Source organism: Burkholderia sp. Bp9099 (genome assembly GCF_003857805.1).
Lineage (GTDB): Bacteria > Pseudomonadota > Gammaproteobacteria > Burkholderiales > Burkholderiaceae > Burkholderia.
This window is the reverse complement of sequence record NZ_QTPU01000013.1, coordinates 162,051-184,421: the sequence shown is the minus strand read 5'-3', so window position 1 is coordinate 184,421 and position 22,371 is coordinate 162,051. Positions and strand designations below refer to the sequence as shown.

The window sequence follows — 22,371 nt, the reverse complement described above, 5'->3', positions numbered from 1 at the left end:
CGCGATGTTCAGCGATCTGGGCAGCGACCTGCGCAGCGCGGGGCGTTACCTCGGGCAGGCGTTGCGGCTGATGGTCGGCCTGCCCGACTACGACACCTACGTCGCGCACATGCGCGACACCCATCCGGACCGCGAGCCGATGACGTATGAGGAATTCTTCCGCGAGCGTCAGAATGCGCGGTACGGGTCGGGGACAGGGAAGTGTTGCTGAACCGGGCCGGCGAAGCCGGCCGGTAAGGGCACCACCAAGGGCAGTCCGGTGACGGACCAGGAAGCGCCGCGAAGGCATTCGCGGCGCTTTTTATTTGGCGGGCCGGGGCGGGCATGTTTGCTGCCTGTCGTGGTTGCGGCGGTTGGCCGGCTTCAGCGCGGCTTGATCCGGCCGCCGGTATCATAGGGCTCTACTTTTTTCCGATGAATCCGCGCAGGAGAACCCGTCGTGCATGTCGGTGAGCGTTTCAACAGCATTTCCCATCTCGTCGGCGCGGTATTGTCGGTGGCAGGGCTGGTCGCGCTGGTGACGATGGGTGCGCTCGACCGCGATCCTTACAAGATCGTGAGCTTCAGCGTGTACGGCGCGATGCTGATCCTGTTGTACGGGATCTCGACCGCGTATCACAGCGTGCGCAACCCGCGGCTCAAGGCGATCCTGCAGAAGTGTGACCATTCGGCGATCTATCTGCTGATCGCGGGCAGCTACACGCCGTTCACGCTCGTCACGCTGCGCGGCCCGTGGGGCTGGTCGCTGTTCGGCGTCAGCTGGGGGCTCGCCGCGTTCGGGATCGTGCAGGAGCTCACGCTCGGACGGCGCACGCGCATCGTGTCGATGATCCTGTACGTGCTGATGGGCTGGCTCGCGCTCGTCGCGATCCGCCCGCTGATCCATGCGTTGCCGCCGGTGGGTACCGCATGGCTCGTGGCCGGCGGCGTCATCTACAGCGCCGGGATCTACTTCTTCATCAACGACGAACGCATCCGCCACGGGCACGGTATCTGGCACCTTTTCGTGCTGGCCGGCAGCCTGTGCCAGTTCGTCAGTGTCGCGATGTATGTGGCGTGAGCGACGCGGGACGCAGACGAAGGCGCAGCCGCATGCGGCTGCGGCCGTGTCAGCCGGAGCAGGCGCGCCGTGCGTTCTTCGTGGTCGTCGGCGTCAGGTGCGACCGGCCGCTGGCGCGACGTTGCGCAGCGTGTTGAACCCGACCCACCCCCAGTAGACGCGATGATGCGCGATCAGCCCGTCGCGCAGATCCATCACCTCGACGAGATCGACCTGATCGCCGTCCGGCGTTTCGCGCGGATATTCCCAGGTGAGTTGCTTGCCGTTCGAAAAGAACAGGCCCGTGCGGTACCAGCGTCCGAGCCGGTTGCCCGGATTGCGCAGCCCTGCCGCGAAGAACGCGCCGATCGCGGGCTTGCCGTGCAGCACGCCCGAGCCGTGATCGGGCAGCGTGGCGACGATCAGCGGCGTTTCGAGGATCGCGTCGTCCGCGTACAGCGACATCAGCGCATCGAGGTCGCGTGCGACGACGGCGGCGTGCCAGTCTCGATGGATGCGGTGCGCATCGGTGTCGGCGTGGGTCATGGCGGGTTCCGGCAAGCGTGGATAACGGCACCACTGTATTGATGCAACGCTGCCGGACGTTTCACCGCAGGCCGAAACGCGGATGTTGCGTGCGCCGAGCGCAACCGCAACCGCGTTCCGCCGTTCGCGTCAGCCCCCCAGCGCGCCGAGATTCAGTTCATGCGACTTGCCGATCCACACCGCGCTGTCGCGATGGTCGCGCAGTTCGTCGTTGGTATTCGGATGCAGGAAGATGTCGAGCGCGCCGTGATTCAGCACGAGCCACGGCACGATGGTGTCGAACCGCGTGGCGTCGAATGCGATCTGGTACGACCAGGCCGGATGAGGGCCCACGAGGCGTTCGTGAAAGCGGCCGAGCTCGATGATCGCGCCGAACCGTTCTTCGACGACGAGGCGAAACGCCCAGGCCGCGTCGCGGCTGGCGGCGTCGAAGTAGACGTGTGCGTGCCAACTGTTGATCGCGGTGGAATCGATATCAGCCATGACGGGACTCGTGAGAGGAATAGGGAAGGCATGAGCGCCGTCACTTGCGGCGCGATGGGCAATTATCGCGCGTCCTTGTCGGACACGTCTTGTCGCGAAGCGATAAATCGGCGTGAAGAATGGTTGCGCGTCAAAGAAACCGGCGGGTTCGTTGAGGTATTTCCCGCGCGGGCCGGCATGCGCGGCATCGTGCCGCAAGCCCGGCCGGCGCGGGCTCCGAGCGAAATCGCTTCGGCAATACGTCATTTCGAAAATGGCAAAAGCGATTCGCGCACTGCATCGAATCGTCTGCAAAAACGCGATCAGGTCGTTGAATGAAATAAAGAAATTCCACTCGGGCGGCATTGGCGAGTCGCGCGCGTCACGCGCCGGCCGTCAGTGCCGAAAATATCAATTGCGGAATCGGCTATTCAAGCGCGCGGCCGCGCGACATACGATGGTTTCACCGCATCGACGTCGAAGATCGATGCGGACGCAACCATCTGGAGGCCATGATGCGATCCGTTGTTTCCCTTGCAGTGCTGTCCGGCGCGCTTGCCGCGCTGCCCGCCGCGAGCTTCGCGCAGTCCGTCGACACCGAGCGGCAGTCGAACGTCGCGCCGTTGACCTGGTCCGCGGCGCGTGCCGAAACCGACGCGCAACTGATGCAGATGACGCGCGCCGGCTATCGCGCGACGACGGCCGGCAACCAGAACTATCCGCTCGCGATGCAGCGTGCGCTCGAACGCGTACGGAACCCGGTGCCCGACCGCTCGCGCGACGAGAAGGCCGCGATGGAAGCGCGTGCGGCCAGCGCCGCGCAGAGCGGCCATCCGGTAAAGGCGTTCTTCGTGAAGACCGCGTACTACCTGAAAGGCGAGAACACGTTCTGATGCGGGAGACGAGCATGGCATGCGCGAACCGACTCGCCGACGCGTGGCGCGCGTCGACGATCCGCCGGCTGCCGCGCGCGTGCGCGACGCGGCGGCGTGACGATCCGTACGCCGCGCGGCGCCGCGCGAACGGCCATCGCGCCGCGCGCCCCGGCGCAGTCGCGTGCCGCACCGGGTTGCCGCGCTTCGACGCGGACGACGTTGCCGCCAGCGAGAGCGGATCATGAAGGCCGTCCGGAAAAGCCGTCGCCATCCGCCGCTGACGCGCGAATGGCTGCTGCCGTTGCCGCCCGCGCATGTGCGCGACATCTCGCTGAAATGCCACATGGCGCTCGTCGCGCTGCGTGGCGAGCACGGCAGCGAAACGTTGCTGATGCGGTTGCGCACGAGCGTCTACCTGGTGTTCCTCGCGCTCGACGACGCGGTATCGGCGGACGCGAGCGTCGACCTGTGCGTCGATGCGGAGCGCATGCTCGATGCGAGCGTCGCGCGCGCGGCGGAAAGCGGCGCATGGACACTGCACGACGACGAATGCGCGGTGCTCGAGCGCATCCTCGCCGCGAACGACGCGTGCGTCGCGACGCTCACGCGGCACCGGCTCGCCGAGCTGTGGCGTCACGTCAGTGCGTTCGCGTCGGCCGACCAGCCGGCCCTCGTCGCGCAAGCCGCGGCGAAGATGCGGGAACGGGCCGTTCTGCATTGAGCATCGTCGACGCGACCGGCGCCGCGCGATGTTTCATACCTGTCCCATTCCCCGACGCCGACGCTCGCCGTCTAATGTCATGACGGGAACCGGACGGGTTCGGTCGATGACGATCCATCGTCGCGTGGGCGATGATCGTGCGTGTCGGCTTGAACGCATCCGGTTCGATCAGGAGGAGCGATGGCGCTATACAGGATCGGCGGCTACTTCACGTGCGGAAGCGGCCGCGCATTCAGCGAGAACCTGCCGCCGGGCAGCGAAGTGACGATCGCGGGCATCTATCGATGCACCGTATGCGGCGACGAGATCGGCATTGCGAAGCGGCAGACGCTGCCGTCCGACGACGAGCATCGGCACGATCTCGATCCGCCGTCCGACCCGCTGCTCGACCCCGGCCCGACGGCATGGCAATTGATCGCGGCCGCGGAGTCGAGACACTAGGCGAGCGGCGTTCGCCTGCTCATGCGTGCGCGGATGCGCGCCGCTCCCCGCACGAACGCCGACACAACCCAAGCCCGACAAAACAAAAGCGCCACGGAGCGAACTCCGTGGCGCTTCTTCGATGCCGGCCGATGCGGAGGCGCGAACCTCCGCATGGCGACACGCGCTTAAGCCGCCGTTGCCGGCTTGGCCGGCTTCTGCAGCTTGCCCTTGCCGGCGCGCTGGATTTCCTCGAGCTTGATCTCGACGTGGCGCGAGAACACGTACTCGGCCGGACGCTGCTTCGCGATCGAGATGTCCGGCGCGAACGCGCCTTCGGTCTTGATGCCCTTCCGGCTCACGGCGAACGCCTTCAGCGGATGCGCGATCGTGTCCATCACGGCGGTGGCTTCGAAGCCGCAGTGGACCATGCAGTCCGCGCACTTCTCGTAGTTGCCGACGCCGTAGTTGTCCCAGTTCGTGTCTTCCATCAGTTCCTTGAAGGTCTTCACGTAACCTTCGCCGACCAGATAGCACGGCTTCTGCCAGCCGAACACGGTACGCGCCGGGTTGCCCCACGGCGTGCACTTGTACGTCTGGTTGCCGGCCAGGAAGTCGAGGAACAGCGACGACTGGCTGAACGACCAGCGCTTGCCGCCTTCGCCGCGCTTCAGGATTTCGCGGAACAGGTTCTTCGTCTTGTCGCGGTTCAGGAAGTGCTGCTGATCCGGCGCGCGCTCGTACGCATAGCCCGGCGACACGGTGATGCCGTCGACGCCGATCGGCCCCAGCGTATCGAAGAACTTCGCGACGCGCTCGGGGATCGCATCGTTGAACAGCGTGCAGTTGATGTTCACGCGGAAGCCGCGGCGCTTCGCTTCCTTGATGGCCGCGACCGCCTTGTCGTACACGCCGTCCTGCGACACGGAATGGTCGTGCATTTCCTTGTCGCCGTCGAGGTGGACCGACCAGACGAAATACGGATTCGGCTGGTAGTCGTCCATCTTCTTTTCCATCAGGAGCGCGTTCGTGCACAGGTACACGAACTTCTTGCGCTTCATGATGCCCTTGACGATCTCCGGCATCTCCTTGTGGAGCAGCGGCTCGCCGCCGGCGATCGACACGATGGGCGCGCCGCACTCGTCGACGGCTTCCAGGCATTCCTCGACGGACAGGCGCTGGTTCAGGATCGGGTCCGGATAATCGATCTTGCCGCAGCCGTTACAGGCGAGGTTGCAGCGGAACAGCGGCTCGAGCATCAGCGCGAGCGGATAGCGTTTGTTGCCGGACAGGTGTTGGCGCATGATGTATGCGCCGACGCGGACTTGCTGGAGCAGCGGAATAGACAAGAGATGTCCTCCTTAAACTTCGCGGGCGACAGCTTGCGTAAGCTTCGCCGGCAACTTGAATTCGACTTTTTCCTCACGGCCCGCCATCGTCGTGACATCGACGGGCCCCAGCGCGCGCAGCGCGCCGATTACATCCTCGACCATTTCCTCGGGTGCCGACGCGCCGGCGGTCAGGCCGACCGTCTGCACGCCCGCGAACCATTCGGCCTTCACTTCCGAGCCGTCGGCGACGAGATAGCTCGGTACACCGCTTTCGGTGCCGATCTCGCGCAGGCGGTTCGAGTTCGAGCTGTTCGTCGCACCGACGACCAGCAGCACGTCGACCTGGCCGCTCAGCTCGCGCACGGCGGCCTGGCGGTTTTGCGTCGCGTAGCAGATGTCGCGCGTGTCCGGGCCGACGATGTCGGTAAACCGGCGCTGCAGCGCTTCGATGATGCCGCGCGTGTCGTCGACCGACAGCGTCGTCTGCGTGACGTACGCGACCGGCGTGTCGACCGGCAGCGTCAGCGTATCGACTTCGGCCTCGCTCTGCACGAGGATCACCTCGGCCGGGATCTGGCCGATCGTGCCCTCGACTTCCGGATGGCCCGCATGGCCGATCAGGATCAGCCGGCGGCCCGCCGCGACGTACTGGCGGCCCTGCACGTGCACTTTCGTGACGAGCGGGCAGGTGGCGTCCAGCACGTCGAGCCCGCGCGTTTCCGCGTCGCGTTCGACCGTCTGGGCGACCCCGTGCGCGCTGAAGATCGCCACGGCGCCGTGCGGCACCTCGTCGAGCTCCTCGACGAATCGAGCCCCTTTATTACGCAGGTTTTCGACGACGTGCCGGTTATGCACGATCTCATGACGCACATAGACCGGCGCGCCGTGCTGTTGCAGCGCGCGATCGACGATCTCGATCGCGCGGACAACCCCCGCACAAAAGCCGCGGGGCTGGGCAAGGATGACTCGCATAAGTGAGCGAACTCCGACGACAGACGCCGGGTTCGAAGAGCTGGCACCGCTCGCTCGCCCCGGCTTGATGTTATGAAGGCAGGAACGAACCGGCCAGGCCAGGCCCCGGAACCCCGAATTAATCGCGCATTTTAACCCTATCGGGCCGTCCTTGCTCTGGTGCTGTATCGGCCGTGTTGCATCCGCCGCAGCGCCGCGTCGGCGCTCGTGCGTGCGGAACCCGGTAAACTGCGCGGTTTCGCGGGCAGCCCGTCCGGCTGCCCGGCGTCGCGCTCATTTCAAGGCCATTCGATGACCGTCGATTCTTACGCGTATTGCCCTGCCGCTGGTGCGGTCAAGGGTGTTTCCACTCCGACCCCGATTGAGATCGAACGATCCGGGGCTGCTGGCGCCGGCGTCCGGCAGGAGGCGTGCCGATGATGCTGGCGATTACCTTCCTGGTGTCCGGCCTGTCGCTGCTGATCTGGATCGTGCTGCTGGTCGCGCGCGGCGGCTTCTGGCGCGCGCGACCCGCGCGGGCCCTGCCGCCGGAAGCGCGTGGCGCCGCGGCCGAGGCCGGCTGGCCGGCCGTCGTCGCGGTCGTGCCGGCGCGCAACGAGGTCGACGTGATCGCGCAAGCGGCGACGTCGCTGCTCGAGCAGGATTATCCGGGCGACTTTCATCTGATCATTGTCGACGACCACAGCGACGACGGCACCGCCGCCGCAGCCCGCGCGGCCGCGCTCGCGATCAACCGCGCCGACCGGCTGACGGTGCTGGCCGCGAAGCCGCTGCCGGCCGGCTGGTCGGGCAAGGTATGGGCGCAGTCGCAGGGCATCGCCGCGGTGCGCACGCTCGGGCTGCCGGCCGACTATCTGCTGCTGACGGATGCCGACATCGGCCATCCGCCCGACGCGGTGGCCCAGCTCGTCACGCGCGCGCAGGCCGAACAGCGCGATCTCGTGTCGCTGATGGTGCGGCTGCGCTGCGATTCGTTCTGGGAAAAGGCGCTGATCCCGGCGTTCGTGTTCTTCTTCGCGAAGCTCTATCCGTTCTCGTGGATCAACAATCCGCGCAACCGGACGGCCGGCGCCGCGGGCGGCTGCATGCTGGTCAAGCGCAGCGCGCTGGAAGAGGCCGGCGGCATCGAATCGATCCGCGGCGCGCTGATCGACGACTGCAGCCTCGCCGCGCAGATCAAGCATCGCGGCAGCGGCCGGCATCCGATCCGGCTCGACCTGGCCGAGCGCAGCGTGTCGCTGCGTCCGTACGACAGCTGGCGCGACATCTGGAACATGATCGCGCGCACCGCGTTCACGCAGCTCCATTATTCGCCGCTGCTGCTCGCCGGCACGCTGCTCGGGATGACGATCATCTATCTCGTGCCGCCTGTGGCCGCGCTCGCATACGGCGCGCGGGCCTGGCCGGCGTGGCTGGCATGGGCGTCGATGTGCACGGCGTATGCGCCGATGCTGCGCTATTACCGGCGCTCGCCGCTGTGGGCGCCCGCGCTGCCGCTCGTCGCGCTGTTCTACGTCGGCGCGACGTTCGCGTCCGCGTGGCGCTACTGGCGCGGCAAGGGTGGTCAGTGGAAGGCGCGGGTGCAGGCGCCGGTGGAGCGCTGAAGCGGGCCGGCGGATGCCGGCCGTCAGGACCACCGGATTGCTGAAAACAGACAGCCCGAATCGACGTGAGCCGATTCGGGCTGTTTGCTTTCCGGCCGACGTCCGGTCGCCGCTGCGCGCGTGCTTACCGCTGCGTCAGCATCATGTACATCTGAATCACGACGTCCGGCGAGAACGTGAACGGCACCCAGCCGTAGCCGGTGTGGCGCGCGACCAGCAGACGATCGCCGTTCGACTGCTTCTGCACGGCCATCATCGGGTTCTTCGTCGTCACGAAGCGCCAGCCGGCCGGGATGCCCGGCGGCGGTTCCGGCTGCATCGACGCGCGCGCATGCGCGAGTTCCTCGATCAGCTGGCCCAGCTGTTCCGGGTGCAACGTGATCGACTGGCCGTTGACGGTCAGCGTCAGTTCGTTCTGCGACGGGCGCGCGACGTGCAGCGTCGCCTTGTCCGCGGGGGCGTCGGCGGCTGCTTCGGCCGCAGGTGCGACTTCGATCGCGGCGTCGGCGACGGTGGTCGCGACGACGTCGGTGATCGCGTCGGCCGCCGCAGCGGCGACTTCATCGGCGGCAGCCGGCGCGGTGGCGTTCGTCATCGGCTCAACGGCGGACCCGACGGCCGGTTCGACCACCTCAGCCGCGACGGCCGGCTCGATGGCCAAAGCTGCCGCGTTCGTCGCGGCGTCCTTCACGACGGCTTCGACCAGCGCTTCCGCGTCGGCGATCGCCTTCGCGTGACGCTCGGCGGCCGCTTCCGCCTGCGCGATCGCGTCGGTATGGCGCTGCGCGACGGCCTCGGCCTCGGCAGTCGCCTCCGCATGGCGTTGCGCGGCCGCGTCGGCTTGCGCGATCGCTTCGGCGTGACGCTGCGTGATCGCTTCGGCTTCGGCGGTTGCCTCGACATGGCGCTGCGCAGCCGCTTCCGCTTCGGCGATCGCCTGCGTGTGACGCTGCGCGAGTGCCTCGGCCTCGGCGATCGCGGCCGCGTGGCGCTGCGTCGCGGCCTCGGCTGCGGCGGTCGCTTCCGCATGGCGCTTCGCGGCGGCTTCGGCTTCCGCGGCGGCCGCTGCATGACGCTGCGCGGCCGCGTCCGCTTCGGTCGCGGCGGCGTGATGACGCTGCGCGGCGGCCTCGGCTTCGGCGATCGCGGCCGCATGACGCTGCGACGCGGCTTCGGCATCCGCGTGGCGCTGCGCGAGCGCCTCGGTCAGCGCGGTCGCTTCGGCGTGCCGCTGGACGGCGGCCTCGGCCTGCGCGGCGGCTTCGGTGTGGCGTTGGGCGGCGGCTTCGGCCGCGGCGGTGGCGTCGGCGTGGCGCTGCTGCGCGGCATCGGCGTCGGCGGCTGCGGCCGTGTGGCGCTGCGCGGCGGCCTGTGCTTCGGCTTCCGCGGCGGCGTGACGTGCGGCGGCGGCCTGGGCTTCCGCCGCGGCGGCGCGCGCGAACGCTTCCGCGCTGCGTGCCGCCTGCTGCGCGGCGTGGTGATCGTGGAGGAGCTGATCGACGCCCGCGTTGAGCGAATCGATCTGTTCGTTCAGGTTCATGCGTGTCTTCTCTGCGTAAGACCCGCGATTTTAACCGCTGCGCCGGTGCCGGTCCGTCAGCGACGTGTAACAAAGTGCGCAAAGCGGCGTGAAATACGCCGCTTTGTGTTACTTCAGGTAGCCCGCCGAGCCGAACCAGTCGAGCGCGTCACGCAGTCCTTCGCGGTACGGACGCGCACGGTAGCCGAGCTCGCGCTCGGCCTTCGCGGACGTGAAATACATCTTGTTCTTCGACATCCGCAGCCCGTCGACGGTCACGAACGGCTCCTTCTTCGTGAACTTCGCGACGGCCTCCGCACCGACGGCGAGCGGGTAGAGCGGCCAGCGCGGCAGCGCGATCGTCGGCGCCTTGCGGCCCGTCATCTGCGCGATGTCGGCCAGCATCTGCTGCAGCGGCAGGTTCTCGCCACCGAGGATGTAGCGCTCGCCGATCCGGCCGCGCTCGAGCGCGAGGAAGTGGCCGTGCGCGACGTCGTCGACGTGCACCAGGTTCAGCCCGGTATCGACGAACGCGGGAATCTTGCCGAGCGCGGCCTCGACGATGATGCGGCCGGTCGGCGTCGGCTTTACGTCGCGCGGGCCGATCGGCGTCGACGGGTTGACGATCACGGCCGGCAGCCCTTCGTCGGCGATCATCCGCTCGACCGCGCGCTCGGCCAGCACCTTGCTGCGCTTGTACACGCCGATCGCCTGCTCGGCGGTCAGCGGCCGGTTCTCGTCGGACGGATCGCCGGCGCTCGTGACCTTCAGCGTCGCGACGCTGCTCGTGTAGACGATCCGTTCGACGCCTTCGGCGCGCGCCGCGCGCATCGTCGCGACCGCGCCTTCGAGGTTCGCGCGCTCGATCTCGTGCGGGTCCGGCGCCCACAGCCGGTAGTCGGCCGCCACGTGCAGCAGGTAGCGCACGCCGCGCAGCGCGGCGCGCATCGACGTCTCGTCGCGCATGTCGCCGGTGACGATCTCGGCGTCGAGATCCGCGACGTTCGTGCGCGGGCTGGTCGGGCGCACCAGCACGCGCACCGCATAGCCTTTCTGCTGCGCGATGCGTGCGACGGCCGAGCCGACGAAACCGGACGCGCCGGTGACGAGAACGAGATCGCGGGAAGTATCAGTCATGCGTTTCCTTCAGGGCCGCGCGCGGGCGGCGCGGCGGTTGTGCGTCGGCGAGATTGTACGTGGTCGGCGCGCCCGGCGACGCGAGCGCCGTCCTCCGGCACGCACGCATCGCCGGGCAGCAAACCCGCAGTTGCGTGCTCGCGCGGGCGGCTGCACTGGCGACGGCGCCGAGCCGGCCCGCCGGGCCCGTGTGCGAAGCGGCCGACGCGACTACAATGCCGGGCTTGAATGGATTGCACGACGGGAGGGCGACGCGATGAGCCGCAATGAACTGGACGAACGGATCGAGACCTACTACGTGCGGGTGCGCGGCGTCGTGCAGGGCGTCGGTTTCCGTCACGCGACGGTGCGCGAGGCGCATGCGCTGAAGCTGCGCGGCTGGGTCGCGAATCTCGAGGACGGCAGCGTCGAGGCGATGATCCAGGGCACGGGCGCACAGATCGACCGGATGCTCGCGTGGCTGCGCCACGGGCCGCCGTCCGCGCGCGTGACCGAGGTGACGTTCGAGGAGCGCCACGTCGAAAAGCGCTTCGAGCGCTTCCAGCAGCAGTAACGCGCAAGGCTAAAACAACATGACGGGGTATCCGGAGGCCGGGCGCGGCATCGCGCTGTCGGTGATGGCGTCGACGCTGTTCGCGCTGATGTCCGCCTACGCGAAACTGCTCGCGCCGCTCACGGGGCTCGACATCTTCGCGTGGCGCATCCTGTGGACCGCGCCGGGCGCGCTCGCACTGATCGCGCTGCGCGGCCGCTGGCCGGCGCTCGTCGAACTCGTGCGGCGCGGCGTGCGCGACTGGCGCCTGCTGGTCGCGCTGCCCGCGAGCGCGGCGCTGCTCGGCCTGCAGCTGTGGCTGTTCCTGTGGGCGCCGCTGCACGGACGCATGCTCGAAGTGTCGCTCGGCTATTTCCTGCTGCCGCTGACGATGGTGCTCGTCGGCCGCTTCTACTATCACGAACGGCTCGATCCGCTGCAATGGGCGGCGGTCGCATGCGCGGCGCTCGGCGTCGCGCACGAGGTATGGGCGACGCGCGCGTTCGCGTGGCCGACGCTCGTCGTCGCGCTCGGCTATCCGCCGTATTTCGTGCTGCGCCGCCGGATCAACGCCGATTCGCTGGCCGCGTTTGCGCTCGAGATCGTGCTGCTGTGTCCGGTCGCGTTCGCGATGGTGTCGGCGAGCGCGACGCCGGTCGCCAGCCATCCGCTGCTGTGGGCCGTGCTGCTGCCGGGGCTCGGCGTGCTCAGCACGCTCGCGCTCGCGAGCTACCTGAAGGCGAGCCGGATGCTGCCGATGGCGCTGTTCGGGATCCTCGGCTACGTCGAACCGGTGCTGCTCGTCGCGGTGTCGCTGCTGCTGCTCGGCGAGACGCTGAGCGTCGCGCAGCTCGCGACGTACGGGCCGATCTGGGCGGCCGTTGCATTGACCGCGTGGCACAGCGCGATGCTGATGCGGCGCTTGCCCGCGCGCGGCTGAGCATCGCCGCCCGGCCGCGCGACGGCGGCAACGAACGTGCCGCGCAGCGCGCATTGCTTGCGTCGCGTCACGCGATGCCGGCGTCGAACCGGCATCGCGCTGATGTGCAGCTGACGTCTGGCTGGCGGCCTCGCCAGCGTTGCATCGCCGATGTCACGCCTGTAATCGAACAGAAGATTCCGTTGCACTTTGTTACTTAGGGTATCTCCCGACCGGCCGCTAGACTGATCTGACCGCCTCCTCTTCGTATGCGGCTTTTCCATGAACGGTCATTTTCGTGCCGGGCCGGCCGGGTTGGCGCGATACGAGCATACGCGTAGCGCCGCCGATCGCGTTCGCCTTCTCCCTTCCGAATCCTCCTTCGGTGCATGCCGCACCGTCGTCGTGCAGGTGCGGCCATGTCGTTGAACACGCCGCCTGCCGTCCCGATGCCGCCGACCCGTAGCGCGCGCCTGATCGAAGTCGATTTCTTCCGCGGCATCGTGCTGCTGATGATCGTCGTCGATCACATCGGCGCGAGCGTGCTGTCGCGCGTGACGCTCCATGCATTCGCGCTGTGCGATGCGGCCGAGGTGTTCGTGTTCCTCGGCGGCTTCGCGACCGCGAGCGCGTACGGCGCGATCGCCGACCGGCACGGCGCGCGCGCGGCGCAGCGGCGGTTCGTGCGCCGCGCGATGCAGATCTACCGCGCGTTTCTCGCGACGTCGACGCTGATGCTCGTCGTGTCCGCCGTGCTCGACCATTACGGGATCGACACGCCGAACCTCGCGCTCGACGACGTCAGTGTGATGCTCGCGTCGCCGCTCACGGGGCTCGCCGAACTGCTCACGTTCCAGCGCCAGCCGTATCTCGCGTCGGTGCTGCCGATGTACGTGCTGTTCGCGCTCGCGTCGCCGGTGATCGTGCCGTTCGCGCGCCGCCATCCGTGGCTCCTCGTCGCGTTCGGCGCGACGTCGTGGCTCGCGGCGGGCTGGCTCGGCCCCGAGCTGCTGGACACCGATGCGTTCCGCTGGAACTTCAACCCGTTCGCGTGGCAGCTGATGTTCGTCGCCGGCGTGCTCGCCCGCTGCCAGCCTTTCTACCGGTACGTCGCGCTCGGGCGCTGGAGCGCCGCGGCGACCGGCGTCGCGTGCGCGATCGTGCTCGGTTGTGCGAGCTACAAGCTGTTCTCGGGGCTGCCGTTGCCGGAAGGTATTCTCAAGCGCGATCTCGCGCTGCCGCGCATCGTGAGCTTCGCGGCGATTGCCTGGCTGATGGCCGACTGCGTGCGCTACGGCTGGATCGCGCGCATTGCGCGGGCCGTGCGGCCGGTCGTCGCGGTCGGCCGGCGCGGCCTGATCTGCTTCGTCGCGGGCGCGGCGATCTCGCTCGTCATCGATTCGCTGCTGCATCCGGTCGCGAACGGCGCCGAGCTGCGGCATATCGGCGTGGGCCTCGCGGCCGACGCATGCGCGGTCGGGCTGATGATGGCGGTGGCCGGTTCGGGAACGTGGTTCGCACGCCGGCGCGGCGCGGCCGCGTGAACGGTGCGGGAAAACGCGCAGGCGGCACGCAACGTGCCGCGCTGTGCGCTCAGTGAGGTGAGCCGATACGGGAGCGGGGGACGACGGTCGCGTCGTCGGATTCGGCGTCGTCGCGTTCGTCGGACTTCGGATCGTCCTGCTGCGCGAGCACCGCATCGGCTTCGGCCGCGGCCCGGGCGGCGCGCAATGTGGTGCAGCGCTGCGCGTGCCGGATGTCCGACAGTATCCTCAAGAGCCGAGTCGTCTTGTTTTTCATGATCTTCTCCCGCCAGTGCGCATCACGACGGAGCAGATGCGCCGTTGCAACCAGTGTAGGACGTGCTGGCCGCGCTGGCGGGAGAATGTGGCGTGCACGCCGCACGCCGAGGGATAGTACTTACTGCGCCGAGGCCATCGCCTGCGCCTGCACCGCTTCTTCCTCGCGGCGCTCTTCCGCGCAGCGCTGATGCTGGCGCGACAGGCGGTTCATCATCGGCAGCAGCAGCAGGGCGAGCAGCATGCCGATCGCGGCGAGCCAGCCGAGCTTCTCGAACAGCGACAGGTACAGCGGCAGCGATTCGGTGGCCGGCAGGTCGTGCGACGGCATCTGCGCGAAGTTCGCGACGACGCTGCCCAGATACTGCGACACACCCGTCGCGACGAAATACGCGCCCATCATGAAGCCGCTCATGCGCGCCGGCACGTAGCGGGCGATCATCGCGAGGCCGAGGCCGCTCACCAGCAGTTCGCCGAGCGAGTAGAGGCCGTAGCCCCACACCATGAACCACGACGACACGCGGCCGTCCACCGCGTAGCGGCCGCTGATCGTGAACACCAGGTAGCCGGCGGCTACCGCGCCGAAGCCGAACGCATACTTCGCGGCGACCGGCAGGTCACGGCCGCTCTTCGAGAACGCGTTGTAGACCCACACGAGCACCGGGCTCAGCATCATGATCCAGATCGGGTTCAGCGCCTGGAACTGCGCGGCGCTCCACGTGAACAGCGTCGTGCCGAACAGGATGAAGCGCGGATCGACGTTGCGCAGCGCGAACAGCGTGAGCGACGTCGACATCTGCACGTAGAAGATGAAGAACAGGATCACCTGGCCGATCAACACGAGCGCCGCGATCAGGCCCGCGCGTTCCGAACGCTCCGACTTCGCGATCATGTACGCGAAGATCGCGAGGATCGCGAACGCCGCCGTCCATACGCTCGCGACCGCGAGCTGCTTGTGCTGCAGCACGTACAGCGTGACCAGCGCGAGCGCCACGCCGCCCGCCGCCACGCCGCCGAGGCGCTTCCAGCGGATCGGTTCGTCGTCGGGCTGCGAGCCGATGTGCGCGAGCGTGCGGTGCATCAGCATGAAGTTCAGGATCGCGAGCAGCATGCCGGCGCAGCAGACCGCGAACGCGGTGTGCCAGCCCCAGTGATCCTTGATCCACGGCGTCGCGAGCATCGACACGGTCGAGCCGATGTTGACCGCCATGTAGTAGATCGTGAACGCGCTGTCGATGCGCGCATCGTCGCCTTCGTAGATGCGGCGCACGAGGTTCGCCGCGTTGGCCTTGAACAGGCCGTTGCCGACGACGATCACGCCGAGCGATGCGTACATGTACGCCAGCGCGTCGTTCGGGACCGCCAGCATCAGGTAGCCGGCGCACAGCACGGCCGCGCCGATGATCATCGTGCGACGTGCGCCGAGCACCTTGTCGCCGATCCAGCCGCCGATCGACGGCGACGCGTAGACGAGCGCGGTGAACGCGCCCCAGGTCAGGTTCGCATGGCTGTCGGTGAAACCGAGCCGGTCGACCATGAAGAGGACCAGGAGCGCGGCCATACCGTAGTAGCCGAAGCGCTCCCACATTTCGATGAGGAAGACCGTCGTAAACGAACGGGTCTGTGAAACAGGTGCGTGCATCATCAATCTCGTTTGAAACGGACGGCGCGGATCGCGCGTCGCCTTGGGGGTCGAACTGGCGCCGGAGCACGGTGGCCGGGTAGGCTTTGCGTCGGCGATGGAGCAGTCGGGCGGGTTAGCCCGGGCCGGGGTCGGACTCCGCCCGATAAGGCGGTGCGAGGCCCCGACCGGCGCGCGAGTGGTAACGTTTGCCGGTCCGGTGCGTCAGGTCCGCGCCACTCAGGGAAACTCCCGATATGGCAGCAGCTTTCAGGAAAATTTGTCTCATCATCTATTTGTAAGCTTCGCGCCCGTTCTCCGAAAATTCCCGGAGAGCCGCTTGCAGCTTGCCTGTGAAGCCGGCGAGTCTGGCAAGATAGCGCGTCGTTTCGCCCGCTTCGTGCCCTGTTTAGTGCACCGGGCTCAACACCGAAGACGTGTGCGAACCCGAAGATTAAGCTATCTCGTATTAACTTAGTTACTTTCCATCAAACATTTTTTGACGACCACTTTTCGGCCTGCTATGGTTCCCCCCACTGAAAACTCGCGAGCGGCAGACGCTGCCGCACTCGGCAGCAAGATTCGCGCGTTGCGCCAACGACTCAAGCGCACGCTCGACGACACCGCTACCGCCGCGGGGATTTCGAAGCCGTTTCTGTCTCAAGTCGAACGCGGGCTCGCGTCGCCGTCACTGACGTCGCTGGCCGGTATCGCACAGGCGCTCGGCGTGACGGTGCAGTACTTCGTGGATACGCCGAGCGAGGAACGCTCGGTCTGCAGAGGCGATCAGTTGCGCTTCTTCGGATTCGCCGATTCGGCGAACCTGTTCGCGAGGCTGACCAACGTGACCGAAGGGCGTCAGCTCGAGGCGATCCTCGTGCGGATGCCGCCGGGGCAGAAGCGGTCGGAGGTGACGACCCATGCAGGAGAGGAATTCCTGTATGTGATTGAAGGGGAAGTGTCGCTGACGCTGGAAGGCAAGACGTTCGTCCTGCAGGCCGGCGACAGTTCGCACTATCAGTCGACGGTCCCGCACAGCTGGGTCAACACCGCGAAGGTCGAGTCGGTGGTGGTCTGGGTCGGTACGCCGCGGCTGTTCTAACGCACAGGTATTCCTTCGTTTCCAAGACGGAATGCCTGTCGAAAGAAACGTAAGGAATACTAAGATGCAATACGAGAATCACGGGCCTCCTCAATCGCTGTACCCGTCAGCGTCTCACGCGTAACCGCGGCATCCGCCGCGCATCGCTCGCCGAACAACTTTCTCAAGACTGCCACGATGAAATCCTTGCATGCCATGTCGGCCGTGCTGGCCGCGCTCGCCCTGACGACGCCCGTCGCCCACGCCGTTACCGTTCCGTCGAACGTCACGCTCGCTCCTCAACAGGACCTGACGCGCCAGGTGCCCGCCGAAGTCGAGTCGCTCGACCCGGCGCACATCGAATCGTGGACCGGCAACACGATCGGCCTCGACCTGTTCGAAGGGCTTGCCCGCATCGACGCGGCCGGCCAGGTCGTGCCGGGTGTCGCGCAGTCGTGGGAGCGCAAGACGCCGCAGACCTGGATCTTCAAGCTGCGCCACGATGCGAAGTGGAGCAACGGCCAGCCCGTGACGGCCGCCGATTTCGTCTACTCGTGGCAGCGCCTCGTCGACCCGAAGACGGGCTCGAAGTACACGATCCTCGTCGAGTTCGTGAAGAACTCGAAGGACATCATCGCCGGCAAGGCCGCGCCGACGACGCTCGGCGTGCGCGCAGTCGACCCGTACACGCTGGAAGTGACGACCGACGTGCCGGTCGCGTTCTTCCCCGAACTGACCGCGATGGTGCCGCTCGCGCCGGTGAACAAGGACACCGTCGCGAAGTTCGGCGACGCATGGACGCGTCCCGGCAACATCGTCAGCAACGGCGCGTACCAGCTCGTCGACTGGCAGCCGAACAACCGCATCGTGATCTCGAAGGACGCGAAGTACTGGAACGCGCCGAAGGTCGTGATCAACAAGGTCACGTACCTGCCGATCGAAAGCGACGAAACGGCGATGCGCATGTACCAGGCCGGCCAGATCGACTACAGCTACTCGATCCCGTCGGGCATCTTCCAGCAGGTCAGCAAGCAGTTCGGCGGCGAACTGCGCCCGGGCCTGCAGCTCGCGACCTACTACTACTATCTGAACAACAGCGACGCGGCGCTGAAGGACAAGCGCGTGCGCCAGGCGCTGTCGATGGTGATCGATCGCGACGTGCTGACGTCGAAGCTCACGCAGGCCGGCGAGAAGCCGATGTATGGCCTGATGCCGAACGGCACGAAGGGCGTGCACCCGTTCACGCCGGAATGGGCGTCGTGGCCGATGGCCAAGCGCGTCGCGACCGCGAAGGACCTGCTGAAGCAGGCCGGCTTCTCCGATGCGAAGCCGCTGTCGTTCACGCTCACGTACAACACCAACGACCTGCACAAGAAGGTCGCGCTGTTCACCGCATCGGAATGGCGCACGAAGCTCGGCATCGACACGAAGCTCGAGAACGTCGAGTTCAAGGTGCTGATGAAGGAGCGGCATGACGGCAAGGTGCAGATCGCGCGCGACGGCTGGTTCGCCGACTACAACGACGCGATGACCTTCTTCGACCTGATCCGCTGCGGCAGCTCGCAGAATACCGTCGGCTACTGCAACAAGCAGGCCGACACGCTCGTCGAAGAAGGCAACCAGAAGCTCGACGACAAGGCGCGCGCCACGCTGCTCACGCAGGCGCACGACGCGGCGATGAACGACACGCCGATGGTGCCGCTGTTCCAGTATTCCGCGGACCGGCTCGTGAAGCCCTACGTGGGCGGCTACTCGCTGAAGAACGTGATCGACATGCGTGCTTCGCAGGACATGTACCTGATCAAGCACTGAGCGGAGCGATCATGCTGGCCTACGCATTGAGACGCACGTTGTGGGCGGTGCCGACGATTCTCGCCGTCATCACCGTCTGCTACCTGCTGCTGCACTTCACGCCCGGCGGTCCGTTCGATACGGAGAAGCAGCTGTCCGCGGCGACGCTCGCGAACCTGAACGCGAAGTACCACCTCGACGAGCCGCTGTGGAAGCAGTACCTGCTGTATCTCGGTTCGCTGCTGCACGGCGATCTCGGCCCGTCGTTCCGCTACGTCGACTGGTCGGTGAACGATCTCGTGAAGAAGGCGCTGCCCGTGAGTCTCGGCGTGGGCGGCATCTCGATCCCGCTCTCGATCGGGTTCGGCGTGCTGCTCGGCACCGTCGCGGCCGTGCGCCGCGACAGCGTGATCGACCGCTTCGTGATGCTGATCGGCAACTTCGGCAACGTCGTGCCGCCGTTCGTGCTCGGCCCGGTGCTGGTGTGGATCTTCGCGATCCTGCTGAAGACCTCGGCCGGCAACGGCTGGCTGCCGGCCGGCGGCTGGGGCGACGGCGGCTGGCAGTACCGGCTGCTGCCGATCGTGCTGCTGACCTTCATCAACGTGTCGCTGCTCGCGCGCGTGATGCGCGGCTCGATGATCGAGACGCTGTCGAGCAACTTCATCCGCACCGCGCGCGCGAAGGGCCTGCCGGGCTCGACGATCGTGCTGCGCCACGCGCTCAAGCCCGCGCTGATGCCGGTCGTGTCGCTGTTCGGCACGGTCTGCATCACGTCGATCACGGCGGCCGTCGTCACCGAATCGGTGTTCGCGCTGCCGGGGCTCGGGCAGCTCGTCGTGAACGGCGCGATCAACCGCGACTACACGCTGGTGCTCGGCCTCGTCGTGCTGACGACCGTCTGTGCCGTGCTGTTCAACCTGCTGGTCGACCTCGCGTACGCATGGCTCGATCCGCGCATCCGTTATTGAGCGAGGCACTGCGATGACTCCGACTACTCCCGTCGTCAGTCTGCCTGTGCAGACCGACTCGCCGCCGCGTTCGCGCTCGCCGCTCGCGCTCGCGTTCGCGCGCTTCCTTCACAACCGGGCGGCCGTGTTCAGCCTCGTGCTGCTCGCGCTGATCACGCTCGCATGTTTCGTCGGTCCGTGGCTGCTCGCGGCCGATCCCGCCGCGAGCGACTGGGGCTCGATCAGCCTCGCACCGACGCTCGCGAACCAGCACTGGTTCGGCACCGACGAGCTCGGCCGCGACCTGCTCGTGCGCACGCTGATCGGCGGCCGCGTGTCGATCGAGGTCGGCCTGCTCGGCACGCTGGTGTCCGGCCTGTTCGGCGTGGCGTGGGGCGCGACCGCCGGCTTCGCGGGCGGGCGGGTCGACTCCGCGATGATGCGCGTCGTCGACATGATGTACGCGATCCCGTACCTGCTGATCGCGATCCTGATGATGACCCTGTTCGGCCGCTCGTTCATGCTGGTCGTGCTGACCATCAGCGCGTTCTCGTGGATCGACATGGCGCGCGTCGTGCGCGGCCAGACGCTGTCGCTGCGCAATCGCGAGTTCGTCGACGCGGCGCGCGCGATCGGCGTGTCGCCGGCGTCGATCGTGCTGCGCCACGTCGTGCCGAACCTGCTCGGCGTGGTCGTCGTGTACGCGACCGTGTCGGTGCCGAACATCGTGCTGACCGAATCGGTGCTGTCGTTCCTCGGCCTCGGCGTGCAGGAACCGATGACGAGCTGGGGCGTGCTGATCCAGGACGGCGCGCAGAAACTGGAATCGATGCCGTGGCTGCTGCTGGCACCGGCCGTCATGCTGTGCGTGACGCTCTACTGCGTGAACTTCGTTGGCGACGGCCTGCGTGACGCGCTCGACCCGAAGGATCGCTGAAGATGGCTGCTCTGTTGGAAGTAGAAAACCTCGGCGTGCGCTTCTCGCGCAAGGACGCGCCGCCGATCGACGCCGTGAGCGGCGTGTCGTTCTCGCTCGAAGCCGGCAAGACGCTCGGCATCGTCGGCGAATCGGGCTCGGGCAAGAGCCAGACCGTGATGGCGCTGCTCGGCCTGCTGGCCGGCAACGGCGCGACGACGGGCGCCGCGCGCTATCGCGGCGACAACCTGCTCGAGATGGATACGCGCGCGCTGAACGCGGTGCGCGGCGACCGGATCGCGATGATCTTCCAGGATCCGATGACGTCGCTCAATCCGTTCCTGACGATCGAGCGGCAGATGACCGAGACGCTGCAGCTGCATCGCAAGCTGTCGCGCAAGGAAGCGACGAAGCGCGCGATCGAGGCGCTCGAGTCGGTGCGCATTCCCGACGCCGCGCGCCGCATCCGCATGTATCCGCACGAGTTTTCCGGCGGCATGCGCCAGCGCGTGATGATCGCGATGGCGCTCCTGTCCGAGCCGGAAATCCTGATCGCCGACGAGCCGACCACCGCGCTCGACGTGACCGTGCAGGCGCAGATCATCGACCTGCTGCGCGAGCTGAACCGCGAGCGCGGCACCGCGATCGTGCTGATCACGCACGACATGGGCGTGGTCGCGGGCCTCGCGGACGACGTGATGGTCATGTATGCGGGCCGCACCGTCGAATACGCGCCGGCCGACTCGATCTTCGCGGCGCCGTCGCATCCGTACACGATCGGCCTGCTCAACGCGCTGCCGCGCCTGACCGACGCCGACGACGCGCCGCTCGTCGCGATTCCCGGCAATCCGCCGATGCCCGGCACCGCGCCGGCCGGCTGCGCGTTCGCGAAACGCTGCACGTATGCGGAGGCGCGCTGCGGTACCGCGCGCCCCGCGCTCGAAACCTATGGCGCGGCGGGCGCGGTGCGCGCGTGCCACCGGCCGCTGGCCGATCTGACGGGAGGTCTGCGATGAGCGTCGATGAACGCCGCAATGCCGGCGCGACGGGCACGACGAGCGATACGCTGCTGTCCGTCGACGATCTGAAGGTGCATTTCCGCGTGCCGCTCGGCGGCTATCCGTGGTCGCCGAAGGGCACGCTGCGCGCGGTCGACGGCGTGTCGTTCGACGTGAAGCGCGGCGAGACAGTCGGGCTCGTCGGCGAGTCGGGCTGCGGGAAGTCGACGCTCGCGCGCGCGCTGATCGGCCTCGTGCCGATGACGGCCGGCACGGTGCGCTGGCGCGGCGAAGCCGTCGCGCCCGATCACCTGCGCGGCACCGCGATGCGCCGCGAAGTGCAGATGATCTTCCAGGATCCGCTCGCGTCGCTCGATCCGCGCATGACGATCGAACAAATCGTCGCGGAGCCGCTCGTCACGCACCACGCGGGCCTCGGCCGCGCCGAAGTGCGGCGCCGCGTGGTCACGATGCTCGAACGTGTCGGCCTGAACGCGCATCACCTGCTGCGCTATCCGCACGAGTTCTCCGGCGGACAGTGCCAGCGCGTCGGCATCGCGCGCGCGCTGATCGGCGAGCCGAAGCTCGTGATCTGCGACGAGCCCGTATCGGCACTCGACGTATCGATCCAGGCGCAGATCGTGAACCTGCTGCGCGACCTGCAACGCGAACTGTCGTTGTCCTATCTTTTCGTCGCGCACGACCTGGCGGTGGTGAAGGCCATCAGCCAGCGCGTGCTCGTGATGTATCTCGGCCGCGTGATGGAGTTCGGCACGCGGCATGACGTGTACGGCGTGCCGCAGCACCCGTACACGAAGGCGCTGCTCGATGCGGCGCCGACGCCGGAGCCGGCGCGCGAGCGTGCTCGCCGTCCGATGCTGCTGGCGGGCGAGATGCCGTCGCCGCTCAACCCGCCGTCCGGCTGCGCGTTCCGCACGCGCTGCCCGGTCGCGATCGACGCGTGCGCGCAGGACGTGCCGTTGCCGGAAGTGCGGCAGGGCTCGCCGGCGCGTGTCGCGTGCATCCGGGCGGGCGTGGCGGCGTGAAGTGACGCAGCAAACATAACCAGGCAGGTCAACAGGGGTAGGGTGCGGCGCGAATGATCTTCGCGCCGCGGGTAAAGGCGCGTCCTTAACCG

General features: G+C 67.5%; 26 protein-coding genes. 18 read left to right on the top strand and 8 right to left on the bottom strand.

Annotation, left to right across the window (positions count from 1 at the left end):
- Window positions 1-4 precede the first annotated feature (4 nt).
- Together DIE17_RS17230 and trhA are read left to right on the top strand one after the other, a co-directional pair.
- A complete protein-coding gene (locus DIE17_RS17230) occupies window positions 5-211 on the top strand; it encodes a YbdD/YjiX family protein (RefSeq protein ID WP_124486036.1) in 207 nt (68 codons plus the stop codon).
- A 228-nt stretch (window positions 212-439) separates the two neighbouring features.
- Entirely contained in the window at window positions 440-1,060 is a 621-nt protein-coding gene (gene trhA, locus DIE17_RS17225) for a PAQR family membrane homeostasis protein TrhA (RefSeq protein WP_044844973.1), read from the top strand.
- A 93-nt stretch (window positions 1,061-1,153) separates the two neighbouring features.
- On the opposite strand, the gene DIE17_RS17220 is transcribed toward trhA, so the two are convergent.
- Window positions 1,154-1,585: a nuclear transport factor 2 family protein gene (locus DIE17_RS17220; protein WP_124486037.1), complete on the bottom strand. Its 432-nt coding sequence runs from the start codon at window positions 1,583-1,585 to the stop codon at window positions 1,154-1,156.
- Window positions 1,586-1,714: 129 nt separating this feature from the next.
- The gene (locus tag DIE17_RS17215; protein WP_044844975.1) at window positions 1,715-2,068 is read right to left on the bottom strand and encodes a DOPA 4,5-dioxygenase family protein; all 354 of its coding nucleotides are present in this window, start codon (window positions 2,066-2,068) and stop codon (window positions 1,715-1,717) included.
- A gap of 30 nt (window positions 2,069-2,098) precedes the next feature.
- Here DIE17_RS17215 and DIE17_RS17210 point away from each other — a divergent pair, with 30 nt between their 5' ends.
- The 5 genes from DIE17_RS17210 to DIE17_RS17190 all read left to right on the top strand — a co-directional run bounded on the left by DIE17_RS17210 (window position 2,099) and on the right by DIE17_RS17190 (window position 4,084).
- A complete protein-coding gene (locus tag DIE17_RS17210) occupies window positions 2,099-2,386 on the top strand; it encodes a hypothetical protein (protein ID WP_124486038.1) in 288 nt (95 codons plus the stop codon).
- Window positions 2,387-2,562: 176 nt separating this feature from the next.
- Window positions 2,563-2,940 carry a hypothetical protein gene (locus DIE17_RS17205; protein ID WP_124486039.1) on the top strand — a complete coding sequence of 126 codons (378 nt, stop codon included), beginning with the start codon at window positions 2,563-2,565 and terminating at the stop codon, window positions 2,938-2,940.
- A 14-nt stretch (window positions 2,941-2,954) separates the two neighbouring features.
- Complete coding sequence (locus DIE17_RS17200) at window positions 2,955-3,167, top strand: hypothetical protein (RefSeq protein ID WP_124486040.1); 213 nt, start codon at window positions 2,955-2,957, stop codon at window positions 3,165-3,167.
- Window positions 3,164-3,643, top strand: a complete 480-nt coding sequence (locus tag DIE17_RS17195; protein WP_124486041.1) for a hypothetical protein — start codon at window positions 3,164-3,166, stop codon at window positions 3,641-3,643. Before DIE17_RS17200 ends, DIE17_RS17195 begins: the two co-directional genes overlap by 4 nt.
- Window positions 3,644-3,823: 180 nt before the next feature.
- On the top strand, window positions 3,824-4,084 hold the full coding sequence (locus DIE17_RS17190; RefSeq protein WP_124486042.1) for a hypothetical protein: 261 nt from the start codon (window positions 3,824-3,826) through the stop codon (window positions 4,082-4,084).
- Window positions 4,085-4,251: 167 nt separating this feature from the next.
- On the opposite strand, the gene hpnH is transcribed toward DIE17_RS17190, so the two are convergent.
- Both hpnH and ispH read right to left on the bottom strand, forming a co-directional pair.
- Window positions 4,252-5,412 (bottom strand): adenosyl-hopene transferase HpnH, encoded by a 1,161-nt coding sequence (gene hpnH / locus DIE17_RS17185; RefSeq protein ID WP_044844979.1) that lies wholly within the window; start codon window positions 5,410-5,412, stop codon window positions 4,252-4,254.
- Window positions 5,413-5,424: 12 nt separating this feature from the next.
- Window positions 5,425-6,366, bottom strand: coding sequence for a 4-hydroxy-3-methylbut-2-enyl diphosphate reductase (ispH, locus tag DIE17_RS17180; RefSeq protein ID WP_044844980.1), 942 nt, complete (start codon window positions 6,364-6,366; stop codon window positions 5,425-5,427).
- A 416-nt stretch (window positions 6,367-6,782) separates the two neighbouring features.
- Here ispH and DIE17_RS17170 point away from each other — a divergent pair, with 416 nt between their 5' ends.
- The gene (locus DIE17_RS17170; protein ID WP_044845035.1) at window positions 6,783-7,970 is read left to right on the top strand and encodes a glycosyltransferase; all 1,188 of its coding nucleotides are present in this window, start codon (window positions 6,783-6,785) and stop codon (window positions 7,968-7,970) included.
- A gap of 124 nt (window positions 7,971-8,094) precedes the next feature.
- Here DIE17_RS17170 and DIE17_RS17165 read toward each other — a convergent pair whose 3' ends face one another.
- Both DIE17_RS17165 and hpnA read right to left on the bottom strand, forming a co-directional pair.
- Window positions 8,095-9,510, bottom strand: coding sequence for a phage tail protein (locus tag DIE17_RS17165; RefSeq protein ID WP_124529148.1), 1,416 nt, complete (start codon window positions 9,508-9,510; stop codon window positions 8,095-8,097).
- 108 nt (window positions 9,511-9,618) lie between these two features.
- Window positions 9,619-10,626, bottom strand: coding sequence for a hopanoid-associated sugar epimerase (gene hpnA, locus DIE17_RS17160; RefSeq protein WP_044844982.1), 1,008 nt, complete (start codon window positions 10,624-10,626; stop codon window positions 9,619-9,621).
- A 256-nt stretch (window positions 10,627-10,882) separates the two neighbouring features.
- On the opposite strand from hpnA, the gene DIE17_RS17155 reads away from it, so the two are divergent.
- From DIE17_RS17155 to DIE17_RS17140, 4 genes are all read left to right on the top strand, one after another.
- Window positions 10,883-11,179 (top strand): acylphosphatase, encoded by a 297-nt coding sequence (locus DIE17_RS17155; protein ID WP_124921179.1) that lies wholly within the window; start codon window positions 10,883-10,885, stop codon window positions 11,177-11,179.
- Between the two features lie 19 nt (window positions 11,180-11,198).
- Window positions 11,199-12,098: an EamA family transporter RarD gene (gene rarD, locus DIE17_RS17150; protein ID WP_124486045.1), complete on the top strand. Its 900-nt coding sequence runs from the start codon at window positions 11,199-11,201 to the stop codon at window positions 12,096-12,098.
- Window positions 12,053-12,298, top strand: coding sequence for a hypothetical protein (locus tag DIE17_RS17145; protein WP_124921178.1), 246 nt, complete (start codon window positions 12,053-12,055; stop codon window positions 12,296-12,298). Before rarD ends, DIE17_RS17145 begins: the two co-directional genes overlap by 46 nt.
- Window positions 12,299-12,496: 198 nt before the next feature.
- Window positions 12,497-13,621, top strand: a complete 1,125-nt coding sequence (locus tag DIE17_RS17140; protein WP_124529150.1) for an OpgC domain-containing protein — start codon at window positions 12,497-12,499, stop codon at window positions 13,619-13,621.
- Window positions 13,622-13,670: 49 nt separating this feature from the next.
- On the opposite strand, the gene DIE17_RS17135 is transcribed toward DIE17_RS17140, so the two are convergent.
- Window positions 13,671-13,877: a hypothetical protein gene (locus tag DIE17_RS17135; protein WP_044844987.1), complete on the bottom strand. Its 207-nt coding sequence runs from the start codon at window positions 13,875-13,877 to the stop codon at window positions 13,671-13,673.
- Window positions 13,878-13,997: 120 nt separating this feature from the next.
- Window positions 13,998-15,521, bottom strand: coding sequence for a peptide MFS transporter (locus DIE17_RS17130; RefSeq protein WP_124921177.1), 1,524 nt, complete (start codon window positions 15,519-15,521; stop codon window positions 13,998-14,000).
- 499 nt (window positions 15,522-16,020) lie between these two features.
- On the opposite strand from DIE17_RS17130, the gene DIE17_RS17120 reads away from it, so the two are divergent.
- The 6 genes from DIE17_RS17120 to DIE17_RS17095 all read left to right on the top strand — a co-directional run bounded on the left by DIE17_RS17120 (window position 16,021) and on the right by DIE17_RS17095 (window position 22,279).
- On the top strand, window positions 16,021-16,599 hold the full coding sequence (locus tag DIE17_RS17120) for a cupin domain-containing protein (protein WP_044844989.1): 579 nt from the start codon (window positions 16,021-16,023) through the stop codon (window positions 16,597-16,599).
- Window positions 16,600-16,776: 177 nt separating this feature from the next.
- Entirely contained in the window at window positions 16,777-18,390 is a 1,614-nt protein-coding gene (locus DIE17_RS17115; protein ID WP_044844990.1) for a peptide ABC transporter substrate-binding protein, read from the top strand.
- 11 nt (window positions 18,391-18,401) lie between these two features.
- Window positions 18,402-19,340 (top strand): ABC transporter permease subunit, encoded by a 939-nt coding sequence (locus tag DIE17_RS17110; protein WP_124486048.1) that lies wholly within the window; start codon window positions 18,402-18,404, stop codon window positions 19,338-19,340.
- A gap of 13 nt (window positions 19,341-19,353) precedes the next feature.
- Complete coding sequence (locus DIE17_RS17105) at window positions 19,354-20,256, top strand: ABC transporter permease (protein WP_044844992.1); 903 nt, start codon at window positions 19,354-19,356, stop codon at window positions 20,254-20,256.
- 2 nt (window positions 20,257-20,258) lie between these two features.
- Window positions 20,259-21,251 carry an ABC transporter ATP-binding protein gene (locus DIE17_RS17100; protein WP_044844993.1) on the top strand — a complete coding sequence of 331 codons (993 nt, stop codon included), beginning with the start codon at window positions 20,259-20,261 and terminating at the stop codon, window positions 21,249-21,251.
- The gene (locus DIE17_RS17095) at window positions 21,248-22,279 is read left to right on the top strand and encodes an ABC transporter ATP-binding protein (protein ID WP_044844994.1); all 1,032 of its coding nucleotides are present in this window, start codon (window positions 21,248-21,250) and stop codon (window positions 22,277-22,279) included. The genes DIE17_RS17100 and DIE17_RS17095 overlap by 4 nt, the downstream gene beginning before the upstream one ends.
- The last annotated feature ends 92 nt before the right edge of the window (window positions 22,280-22,371 follow it).